Annotated in this window: 15 protein-coding genes and 4 tRNA genes; 17 read left to right on the top strand and 2 right to left on the bottom strand. The window is 36.4% G+C overall.

Going from position 1 to position 10,825, the window contains the following annotated elements; translation table 11 throughout:
* Nucleotides 1-67 precede the first annotated feature (67 nt).
* From EYB29_RS05975 to EYB29_RS05960, 4 genes are all read left to right on the top strand, one after another.
* Nucleotides 68-138, top strand: a tRNA-Gly gene (locus EYB29_RS05975).
* Between the two features lie 7 nt (nt 139-145).
* Nucleotides 146-220, top strand: a tRNA-Asn gene (locus EYB29_RS05970).
* Between the two features lie 12 nt (nt 221-232).
* Nucleotides 233-304: transfer RNA gene (locus tag EYB29_RS05965), tRNA-Glu, on the top strand.
* A gap of 37 nt (nt 305-341) precedes the next feature.
* Nucleotides 342-429, top strand: a tRNA-Ser gene (locus tag EYB29_RS05960).
* 76 nt (nt 430-505) lie between these two features.
* Here the strand turns inward: EYB29_RS05960 and EYB29_RS05955 are convergent.
* Both EYB29_RS05955 and EYB29_RS05950 read right to left on the bottom strand, forming a co-directional pair.
* Nucleotides 506-1,546: a tyrosine-type recombinase/integrase gene (locus tag EYB29_RS05955; protein ID WP_166626833.1), complete on the bottom strand. Its 1,041-nt coding sequence runs from the start codon at nt 1,544-1,546 to the stop codon at nt 506-508.
* Nucleotides 1,547-1,551: 5 nt separating this feature from the next.
* Entirely contained in the window at nt 1,552-2,130 is a 579-nt protein-coding gene (locus EYB29_RS05950) for a helix-turn-helix domain-containing protein (protein ID WP_166626832.1), read from the bottom strand.
* Between the two features lie 159 nt (nt 2,131-2,289).
* Here EYB29_RS05950 and EYB29_RS05945 point away from each other — a divergent pair, with 159 nt between their 5' ends.
* The 13 genes from EYB29_RS05945 (at nt 2,290) to EYB29_RS05885 (ending at nt 10,768) form a co-directional block, all read left to right on the top strand.
* Nucleotides 2,290-2,502: a helix-turn-helix domain-containing protein gene (locus EYB29_RS05945; RefSeq protein ID WP_166626831.1), complete on the top strand. Its 213-nt coding sequence runs from the start codon at nt 2,290-2,292 to the stop codon at nt 2,500-2,502.
* A 3-nt stretch (nt 2,503-2,505) separates the two neighbouring features.
* Nucleotides 2,506-2,778: a hypothetical protein gene (locus EYB29_RS05940; RefSeq protein WP_166626830.1), complete on the top strand. Its 273-nt coding sequence runs from the start codon at nt 2,506-2,508 to the stop codon at nt 2,776-2,778.
* A gap of 17 nt (nt 2,779-2,795) precedes the next feature.
* Nucleotides 2,796-3,371 carry a hypothetical protein gene (locus EYB29_RS05935; protein WP_166626829.1) on the top strand — a complete coding sequence of 192 codons (576 nt, stop codon included), beginning with the start codon at nt 2,796-2,798 and terminating at the stop codon, nt 3,369-3,371.
* Complete coding sequence (locus EYB29_RS05930; RefSeq protein ID WP_166626828.1) at nt 3,372-3,635, top strand: hypothetical protein; 264 nt, start codon at nt 3,372-3,374, stop codon at nt 3,633-3,635.
* On the top strand, nt 3,622-3,786 hold the full coding sequence (locus EYB29_RS05925; RefSeq protein ID WP_166626827.1) for a hypothetical protein: 165 nt from the start codon (nt 3,622-3,624) through the stop codon (nt 3,784-3,786). Before EYB29_RS05930 ends, EYB29_RS05925 begins: the two co-directional genes overlap by 14 nt.
* Nucleotides 3,787-3,876: 90 nt before the next feature.
* A complete protein-coding gene (locus tag EYB29_RS05920; protein ID WP_166626826.1) occupies nt 3,877-6,189 on the top strand; it encodes a phage/plasmid primase, P4 family in 2,313 nt (770 codons plus the stop codon).
* A 303-nt stretch (nt 6,190-6,492) separates the two neighbouring features.
* On the top strand, nt 6,493-6,729 hold the full coding sequence (locus EYB29_RS05915; RefSeq protein ID WP_166626825.1) for a hypothetical protein: 237 nt from the start codon (nt 6,493-6,495) through the stop codon (nt 6,727-6,729).
* A gap of 227 nt (nt 6,730-6,956) precedes the next feature.
* A complete protein-coding gene (locus EYB29_RS05910; RefSeq protein WP_166626824.1) occupies nt 6,957-8,192 on the top strand; it encodes a phage portal protein in 1,236 nt (411 codons plus the stop codon).
* Nucleotides 8,149-8,718, top strand: coding sequence for an HK97 family phage prohead protease (locus EYB29_RS05905; RefSeq protein ID WP_166626823.1), 570 nt, complete (start codon nt 8,149-8,151; stop codon nt 8,716-8,718). Before EYB29_RS05910 ends, EYB29_RS05905 begins: the two co-directional genes overlap by 44 nt.
* A gap of 2 nt (nt 8,719-8,720) precedes the next feature.
* Entirely contained in the window at nt 8,721-8,879 is a 159-nt protein-coding gene (locus EYB29_RS05900; protein ID WP_166626822.1) for a hypothetical protein, read from the top strand.
* A gap of 16 nt (nt 8,880-8,895) precedes the next feature.
* Complete coding sequence (locus EYB29_RS05895) at nt 8,896-10,110, top strand: phage major capsid protein (RefSeq protein WP_166626821.1); 1,215 nt, start codon at nt 8,896-8,898, stop codon at nt 10,108-10,110.
* A gap of 66 nt (nt 10,111-10,176) precedes the next feature.
* The gene (locus EYB29_RS05890) at nt 10,177-10,464 is read left to right on the top strand and encodes a head-tail connector protein (protein WP_166626820.1); all 288 of its coding nucleotides are present in this window, start codon (nt 10,177-10,179) and stop codon (nt 10,462-10,464) included.
* On the top strand, nt 10,448-10,768 hold the full coding sequence (locus tag EYB29_RS05885) for an HNH endonuclease (RefSeq protein ID WP_166626819.1): 321 nt from the start codon (nt 10,448-10,450) through the stop codon (nt 10,766-10,768). Before EYB29_RS05890 ends, EYB29_RS05885 begins: the two co-directional genes overlap by 17 nt.
* Nucleotides 10,769-10,825: the final 57 nt, after the last annotated feature.

Below are 10,825 nucleotides of genomic sequence, written 5' to 3'. Positions count from 1 at the left end.
AGTTGGTAGAGCATGTGATTGAAGCTCACAGTGTCGGCGGTTCGATTCCGTCCTGAACCATTTTAATGCGGGTATAGTTAAATGGTATAACCTCAGCCTTCCAAGCTGATGTTGTCGGTTCGATCCCGTCTACCCGCTCTTTTATTCCACAGTAGCTCAGTGGTAGAGCTATCGGCTGTTAACCGATCGGTCGTAGGTTCGAGTCCTACCTGTGGAGCCATTTTTTTGTTATGGCCCGTTGGTCAAGCGGTTAAGACACCGCCCTTTCACGGCGGTAACACGGGTTCGAGTCCCGTACGGGTCATATTCAGAAGTGTAATCGCACTTCTGTTTTTTATTTTGGACAGCTGGCCGAGTGGCTGAAGGCGCACGCCTGGAACGCGTGTAAACGGCAACCCCGTTTCGAGGGTTCAAATCCCTCTCTGTCCGTTGAATTTACCCCGTAAGCCCTATGTCTACGGGGTTTTATTTTTATCTGTGCCGAATCTGTGTCGAATTGATTTTATTATGAGAATAAATTTCTAACTTTATTTGCTTGTTCTTCTCTATGTTCATCAAGTAAATGTGAATACACATCTAAAGTCATTCTGATGCTAGAGTGGCCTAAGCGTTTTGATATGTATTCTATTGGTATATCCTTAGAAATTAAATAGCTACAATGTGTGTGTCTAAGTGAGTAGGGTGTACGATCTAAATTAATATCTAATTTATCCATAGATAATTTAAATGATTTAATACAAGCGTTGTGCGAAATATCAAAGAGCTTACCATTTTTCTTTTTAGGTAATTGCTCTAAAGTTTGTTTAATATGTACCATATCTTTTTTACTGATCTCAACAACTCTATCACTTGTTTCTGTCTTAGTACCTCTTAAATGTATAGCATCTTCTTTTAAGTCCTTCATTTCTAATTTATTGACCTCTGAAAATCTTCCGCCTGTAATGGCCAATATGAACAATAGCAAATAAGAACGTTCCTCACGACTTCTAAAGTATTCTATCAAGTCAAGATATTTCTTGATAGATAAAAACTTGGCCTGTTCCTCTTGTTTCTCAACGGTATAATTCAAGTCCACATCATGCACAGGGTTTATTTTCAATATACCTTGGCTGTGAGCCCGTTTAATTGCTTGTGATAGGCATACATTCACTTTGTGCAAGCTGGACTTAGTACGACCCTTACCATACCAATTTATGAATGATTGGTAATCTATATCGGTAATATCCTTAGTTTTTTTATCTTCCCCAAAGAACTCAACAAATAGATCTATTGAACGTATGTACCAGTAATACTGCCCCTTAGTTATTTTGTCCTTTTTCTTAGCTATTACCCAATCCATATAATAGTCTTTAAACGCTTTATCTTTATCCTCTAAATTAATTCCACTTTCCAATTCCTCTAGGTGCTGTCTGGCCTGTTCCCTTGCGATAGTTTTTGTTCTAAAGCCAGACTTACGATAACGCTTGTTATTGTAATGGAAACTATAAGCGAAACGATTTTCTTTATTTTTGACATCTTTTCTTTCAGTGATGGTTATGTTAGTCATTGGTATCACTCATTAAACATAATAGGGGAATAAGTTACCACAACGTTATCTTGTTCAAAACCGTATTTCCCTATCTCATCTAGTATGTTTCTCATAATTTCTTCTAAAAAACCTTCTGTTATTACTGAATTTCCAAAATTTCTAGAAATACTTTTTTGTAATCTATCCTCGAAAAAGACACCCAATATAATATTATTCTTTTCTTTGTCATGAAAGCCTTCTTGTACTTTTACCATTCCAGCTGTCATTAAGTTACGCTCATTGTTATTTAAATGAACTTCAAGTTTAAAATCTTGTTCTTTATACCATTCAGTTTTTTCATGGTTTTGAGTAGGAATACCTAAATCACTTTTTTCTAACATGAATTTTTCTACTATGAGTTCAGAATTTTTTATTATATCCCCGACTTCACAATTCAGAAATTTACATAATTGTCTAAGTGTATCGAACTGAACACCGTTAGCATTATTGTGTATCAAGTTAGAGATGGTAGTCCTAGATAGACTTGTTTCTTGATTTATATCCTTAATGGTCACAGCTCTTTCAGCCATTATTACCCTTAAATTAGAATAAACAACGTTCATAATACACACTCCTTTTCATTCATATTCTATCACATATTAGTCGTTGTAAACAGTGAGTTGGTTATTTGTATTGACTTTTACTAATCTAGGCATTACAATCAACTTATAAATCGATATAATTAATATATTGGTTATAGTGAATAATAAGGGGGCGTAAAAATGTTGATACAAGGTAAGCCAGATCTATTAAAGATGCTGCTACTTACAAAGGGTTATTCTTTGAAACACCTATCCCATGTATCTGGCGTTTCTTATTCTACGGTTAGAAATGTCATTGTTTATGATAGGAAAACTACAACTCAAACCGCTTTTAAGATTGCTACAGCATTAGAAAAAGATGTTACTGAACTTTTTAATTATAAGGAGGTGTAACCAATGTTCAATGAAGATTTACTTAGAGAATTTATTGAAGATGCGATCAGTAAAGCTATGGCCAAGCAGGACAAGCAGGAATATTTAGGCTTTTGGACTACTCAAGAATTTAAAGAAAACACAGGGTTATCGGAGTTTGATTTAAGAACAAAAGTATTACCTAACAAAGACTTTCAAAAGAATATCAGACGGTTTGACCAGTCAAGAAAATTTTATATTGAAGTTGCTGGGGCGTTGGATTGGCTAGAGAAGAATATGAAAGTCGGAAATTATTAATAATTGGAGGAACTGAAATGACAAAAACGCATACTTTCGACAGCACAGCCTTTAAGAGTAGAACATTGTCACTTGTTAGAAATTTCGTAGGCATATACAGCATTTTAAAAGGTAAGCAGACAGTTACATTTAATTTAAGTGAAGATCCTTTTGATATGAAATTTAATGTATTTAAAGGCCACCTTTTTACTGCTGTAGATATAAACGATAAACAAGGCAATCAACGCAAATATAGTATTGCAAGCATTGACCATACAGAAAGATTGTTATACATGGTCGATATGAATAAAACGCAATCAGAGCTTATAGAAGAAATGAAAAACGAATTTAAAGATGAATTTTTTCTGTATCTTTTAGAAGAATATATTACAACTGATGTTTTTTCAGTACCAGCAGAAGAAATGGAAGATGTTACGAGTGGTAACGCTCATTTAATCGGTCACATTGAGCAACTGCACATTATTGCAACTACTATCAATAAACCTGATGCAAGCCTTGTGAGTGCCATGTATGAGCTTACTGCATTGATGAATAAAGAAACACCGACTATGGAAGATTTCGATAACTTTAAAAATACTGTGGAGGCGTTGTAAATGAACAAAGGACAAACTCTAAAGATGGCACAAAAAGCCATGGCGGTAAAGAAAATATTAGTTTTAGAGAATGATTATTTGAACACTGTACCAAATGTGAAAAATCTTAAAGTTGATGAAGTATTGACCAGTTACATGTATTTAGAAAGAGCACTAGAGAATATGTACGAATTGAACCAAGACTTAGTAGATCAGTTGGAAGATGTGGCAGTTTACCTTTACGACTTATCAAACGAGGAGGAAACAGAAAATGGATCTAATTAAATCGTTGATACCAGAGTTTGTGTATCTCGTTGGAGTAATGATTGTTTTTATCACTTTGTGGATAATCGCAGGTTTTGTATTCAGTATGTTTTTCTTAGGCGGCATCTTGATAGTTATATCTGGTTACCTAAGCAATGTTATGCAGGCATAAAAAAGTGCTGTTTTGACCGAACAGCACAAGCCTGAATAGATAAGAATATATATCTATATTATACAACTGAACGTTATTTGATACAAGGATATGCACATAAACCAAAAGGATTTTAATCGTACAAGCTGTAGGGAGGAGGATCAATTGATTAATTTAATTAAGGAAGAAGAAATTTTATTCCCGTTAAAGGGATACAACAATAATTCAGATTATCAAAAAGCTAAGACACCAGCGGTAAAAGAATGGCCGAAACATAAAGGTGTCACTGATGAAGAATATGAAAGATTAATCGACAACAAGAATTGGTTAGGTTTAGCCATTAAACGTACTACTGTTGTGGATATAGATCAGATAGTAAACAAGAAAACAGGGGAAATTATTCAAGACGGCCATCAAGTAGGTAAGTTACTACTTAATTTGTTAAAATCTGAAAATTATTTTTTTCATGCTATTGAAACACCTAACGGGTATCAATTTATTTTTAAACATACAGAGGGTTTAAATAACAGTGCCAAAAATGTAACACCTTTAGGGGTCATTACTGATTACCGTGTTAAGGATAAAGGTTATATTGTCTATCCTACTGAAAATACAGACAATAGATATTTTGTTCATAAGTCAGATAAAGAATTGTCTGAAGTACCACCGTTCATAAAAGCAATGAAACAATACAACGATAACATTAAGTTTTTACCTAAATTTCCAATCTTAGATGGATCTAGAAACGACAATTTTAATCGCTGGCTATTTGAAGTTAAGAATTTCTTTGAAGGCGATGAACGTCGCCGAATGGTAACAGCGATAGGCCAAACTTTGGCTAAATATATGTGCGATGTACCTTATGACGATGAAGAAGATAAACGACATTTACAAGGCACTATAGAAAGTGTTCTAAGCAAAGAGAATAGAGATATAACACCTAAAAGCTACACCATGTTAATTAATCGCAGCAATGAGGATAAGGGCACGTTATATGGCGATGATCTTAAATTTGAATTGATGCGAAGAAGAAACGAAGAATTAGAAAAGTTAAAAGCTCAACATGAGGCAGAAGAAAAGAAAGGCGAGCCACCTAGTAAATTAAGCCCCTTGCACACGGCTACGGTTCTTATTGAATATATTGAGTTTGGCATGTTCGATGATGCAGACGGTGCAAAGTTGGCCATGTATTTACCAGAAGAAGGGATCTATACGCAAAAAACCTTAACGATTTATAAACACATTTCATGGTTAGAGCCAACGCTTGCACAACATGCCGCTGATGCTGTCATATTCCATTTAAAAAACAGGACAGATATAAAAGAGCTAACTAAGGATAGGTATCTAATCGCAGTGAATAATGGGGTCTATAATCTTAGAACTAAGACATTAGAGCCATTTAGTCCTAATTATGTATTTACTTCTAAAGTAGATACAAATTATATAGACAATCCAACACCGCCTAATATTGATGGCTGGACTGTAGACGACTTCATAAGCTCTATTTCTTGCAATGATGAGGGTATCATCAACTTACTGTGGGAAGTCATAGCAGATGCTTTAAATGGTAACTTCAGTAGAGAGCAAGCCATATTCTTAGTAGGCGAAACAACTTCTAATGGTAAGGGTACTTTCCAAGAACTACTGATCAATATGATAGGCATGAAAAATGTTGCATCATTAAAAATCAATGAATTTGATGGCGAGAAAAGTAGATTTGCATTAGGGGCGTTGGAAGGTCGCACGGTTGTAATTGGCGATGACAACCCAGAAGGTTATTTTATTGACGATGCCAGCCGCTTTAAGAGTGTAGTTACAGGCGATTTAATCACTATAGAGCGTAAAAATAAAGATCCATACGCTACACACTTTAATGGTGCAGTCATTCAATCTACTAATAAAATGCCAAGATTTAGGAGTTTAAACGACTCAATTTTTAGAAGAATGGTCATCGTGCCATTTGAGAATAGGTTTCTTGGTAGTAACAAAAATAGAGATATTAAAGATGACTATATTAAACGTAAAGATGTTTTGGAATATGTGATGTATAAGGCCTTGCAGTTGGACTTTGAAAGATTTTCAGAGCCTAAAGCATCAATAGCAGCAAAGGAACAATATCACATTGATAATGATCCATTGAAAGAATTTAAAGTTAATGAGTTCGACAATTGGAATATTGACGAAGTGCCAAAGGATATAGTGTTTGATGCTTATGAGGCTTTTTGTTTCTCCTCTGGTTACAAACCCAAAACTAGACGAAAGTTTTACGCAGATTTTGAAAGAGAAGTACAGGGCGAGTGGGAAAGTGGCGAAGGTCAGAAACGTTTTAAAAAATCGGACTTTGAAAATGCCAATATTAATTTAGCGATACCAGATGGATATGACCAAAGGAAAAAGCGACATTTTTTCACAAAAATATCGTAGGTGGGTTTCATGGGTTTCAAGTGGGTTTCAAGTTTACAAAGATGCAACCCAGTCAAACACCTTGCAAGAGTAAGGCTGTAGAGATTTTGGGTTTAAGGGTTTCAAGTTTTTTAGAAATTAGATATATAAATAGTTTAGTACGTTAGTAAGTCACTACACATATATATTCTAGTAATGTGAAAAAGATGCAACCCAAGAACCCATTAAGCCTCTATCCCTTGTGGCCCAACGCATTAAGGTGGGTTTTATCTACCTTATACTTGAAACCCAAAACACCAAAATAACACTAAAAGGAGTAAAAAAATGATATACCAAGGTGGAATTAAGCAAATCATGCCAGCACCAGAAAATTTATACGTTAGATATTATGACGAAATAGAAGGCTATTTTTACATGCCGATTATTGGCACTGCATTATGTGAAGATGGTGCAGTAATATTTTTAGACACTGCCAGTGATGGAGAAATTAGTTGTATAGATGAAGATAATAAATGTCTATTCAAATACTGCAATAAAAAACAAGAGTATATGGAGGTCTAACAATATGACAAACCAACAAGCAGAAGAACTTATTGAAGTTTTAACAGCTATAGCTAATGAACTTTATGAGATTAAAAGAAGAATGAAAAGTAAGTAAAGTATCATTTGCTTCAAATGAAGCAAATGATTAAAACCCCGTAACAACAATGATTTATATACCCCTATGTGGTATAATAGACTTGAATATAAGAGCAACTCATAGGACTAGATAATAAAGGAGTGACAAAGTGGCTAAATGGCTAGATAAGATACTTGGCATAGACAAACTACAAAAACAACAAACCGAACGCATAGAAATGTTATCGAATGGTACAGCATCTTTCACACCATTCAATAGTAATGCTTATGAAAATGATATTTATAGATCAGCAGTAGATGCAATCGCACGAAACGCTGCGAAGTTAAGAGGTAAGCACATTATATATTCAAAGGACAGTAACCAGCGTACAGATGGCGACCAAAATTTAAATAGAGTGCTCAACACTCGACCCAATCCATATATGAGTGCATACGACTTAATTTATAAATTAGTCACACATTATTACTTGCACAACAACGCCTTTGCATACTTGGAAAAAGACAATAGAGGTAATCTCATTGGCATCTATCCTTTATCAGCAAATCAGATTGAATATGTGACAGACCAGACAAACGAAATGTATATGAAGTTTCTTTTTAACAGCGGCCAATCTGTCACGCTGCATATGTCAGAGGTGCTTGTTCTAAGACGACACTTCAACAGTAATGACTTACTAGGGGATAACAACACAGCGATTATGTCAGCCCTAGAATTGGCTCATACGCAAAATGAAGGCTTGAGTGAAAGTATCAAGAGTAGTGCCACGATACGGGGCATATTGAAATACAATAAGATTTTAGCACCTGAAGAACTTAGGAAAGCGAAAGAAGAATTTACCCGTGACTACCTGAATATGAGTAACAATGGCGGTATTGCCGCACTTGACACTAAGACTGATTATATTCCTTTACAACTTTCAGAAATGAATATCGACAACGCACAAATCGAGGCGGTTAAACGTAAGGTATATGACTATCTCGGTATTAGCGAGGTCATCATCAATAGCACTTATACAGAGGACCAGTGGAGTGCATTTTACGAATCAGTTATCGAGCCTTTAGCTATTCAGTTGTCACTAGAGTTGACTGATAAAGTCTTTACACAACGTGAACAGGCTTTTGGTAACACAATAGTATTTGAGGCAAGCAGACTACAGTTTGCGAGCAATGAAAGTAAAACGAATATTATCAAAGAGCTTGTACCGTATGGCATCTTAACGATTAATCAAGCACTAGAAATATTGAACATGCCACCTGTAGAAGATGGCCATAAACGATTACAGACCTTAAATGTGGTCAATGCAGATCTAGCAGATGAATATCAAAAGGGGGATAAATCTGATGAAGGAAACACGACACATAGAGATACGAGCCCAGCAGAATGACAATGAAGAAATGGTTATTACAGGTACACCAATAGTATTCAACACACCAACGAATATAAATGATCCTAAAGGGAGTTACACGGAAGTCATTAAACGTAATGCCTTAGATGGTGTTGATTTAACCGACACACGTTTATTGGTCAATCATGACTTTAATAGTATTCCTTTGGCTAAGACACCTAAGACAATGGAATTATGGACTGATGAAAAAGGCTTGAATATGCGGGCAGTGTTACCTAACACAGAAACCGCACGCTCTGTTTACACGGCAGTGAAACGGGGCGACTTGACAGGTATGTCTTTCTCTTTCACAACAGACCTTGACGGTAGTCAATATGATGTGGAAAAACGTACTAGAACGATCAGCAAGATTAATAAGTTATACGAGTGTTCTATCGTGAATTTCCCTGCTTATGAAATGGCCTCTGTTGAGGCACGAAATCAGATGCAAGAGGCAGAGTATGAACAAGAGCAACGTAAGCAAGCATGCATTAAACTTAATCAAATATTGAGTAAGGAAGTGTAGCAATGGACTTACCAAACATACGTGTTCCAGTTAATGAGGCACGTGATGCAGTCGCAGAACTTATTATCAGAAAAGTTAAGAACAGTGATAAGAAATATAATTCTGGGGAAATTGCAGCACTCACACATGCACTAGCAGAATTAAACAAAACTATTAAATAAAGGTGGATAATATAATATGAAATTTAAAACAGTACAAGAGGCATTTAATCACTATCGCAACCAGTCATTAGAGCAAATTGAACAACGAGCAGCACAACTTAAAGGGATCATTGATACAGACCCTAACGCTGATATTACAGCTATCAACATTGAAATTGATGGACTTAATCAAGCGAAATCTAATTTACAAGAAAAAGAACAAGAAGAACGTTCATTCAATCCAATCACTGGTGCATCATTTGCTAAAAAAGATGAAGTACCAACAGAAAACATTTTTGGATCTAAAGAGTATCGTTCAGCTTTCTTCAAGCAAATGTTAGGCCAAAGCCTAAATGATGTTGAACAACGCACATTCAATAAAGCAATGGACTTACAAAGTGCAGAGCGTAGAGCAGATGCTTTTAACACAACTACAAACAGTGCGGCTGTCCTACCGACACAGACACTTAATGAGGTCATTTCTAAGGCTCGTACGATGGGCGGACTGATTACTCATGTACGTAACTTCAATTTACCAACTAAGATACGTGTCCCAATTGGTACACCGACTTCTAAGGCGGCTTGGCATACAGAAGGTGCTAAGGTCGATAGCGAACAAACTAATGTATCTTACGTTCAGTTTGATGGCTATGAAATTATTAAAGTGTTCTCTATGAGTGCAGCAGCTAAGAAAATGTCTATTCAAGCATTTGAAAGCTATATCATTGATGAACTTACTAATGCGGTCATGGAAACTATCGCAGATGCACTTGTGAACGGTACAGGCGAGGAACAGGGCACAGGCTTAGTGTCTGGTATCACTTGGAACGATACGAACACACTAGCACTTACAGGCGACTACACAGACTTTACAAAAGCGTTAGCACAATTAAAACGTGGTTACGCTGCTGGGGCTAAGTTTGCAATGTCAAACTCAACGCTATACAACAATGTATACGGTCTAGTCGATGGCAACAAACGACCGCTATTCATTCAAGATCCTAAGAATGAGAGTGTCGGCCACATTCTAGGTAAAGAGGTTATTGTCGATGACAATATCGCAGATGGTGTCATCATCTTAGGTAACTTCCAGTACATGGCTTACAACCTACCAGAAGGCCTTATGTTAGAAGTATCAAGAGAAAGCTCATTCAGAAGTGGTCTAGTGGACTACAGAGCGATGGCTATTGCAGATACTAAACCTTTAGTAGATGAGGCATTTATCAAGCTAGAGGCAACACCAGAAGTATAAAGAAAAGCTAATGTCGGGCTGTCGTGTATGCGGCAGCCTTCTTTAATAAATAAAGGAGTGATGTAAATGTTGATGACAATTCAAGAGGCAAGAGATACGTTAAGAGTTGATAGCAATGATAATGATGAAATCATTGAGGCTTTACTCGATTCCATTCCTTCTTACATGGAAGTTGCGACAGGTACGAACTGGGATAATAATGAATTTGAAACGCACCCACTTGCAAAGACCACAGCTAAATTTATTCTACAGTTATGGTTTGACCCGCAGACGCAAGACAGTGAGCGACTGAAACGCACGATAGATAGTTTACTTACAACACTAACGGTCATTGGTCATGGCTCGAAAGTATAGAGAAGGTGCAAAGCGTTTCTACAAGTCTAAGGCATGGATCAAGTGCAGAGATGGTTATATGCAGTCGCAACACTTTATCTGTGAACGCTGTGGCGGTCTAGCAACGATATGCCACCATAAGACATGGCTTGATGAAGAAAAGTATAGTCAACCAGAGTACAGTTTGAACTGGGATCGCTTAGAGGCTCTATGTCACACCTGCCATAACCAAGAACACTTTAGCAGTGGCATCGTTTCTGATGGACTAACTTTTGATAGTAAAGGTAATCTTATAAAAAATAATGTACCCCCACATATAAAGTGAATTATTAGACATTTGGGGGACGGCGCGGGGGTTATCTATACCCCTATAGGGTATTTT

The organism is Jeotgalicoccus sp. S0W5 (genome assembly GCF_011634875.1).
GTDB classification, from domain to species: Bacteria; Bacillota; Bacilli; order Staphylococcales; family Salinicoccaceae; genus Jeotgalicoccus; species Jeotgalicoccus marinus.
This window is presented reverse-complemented; position numbering and strand designations above follow the sequence as displayed.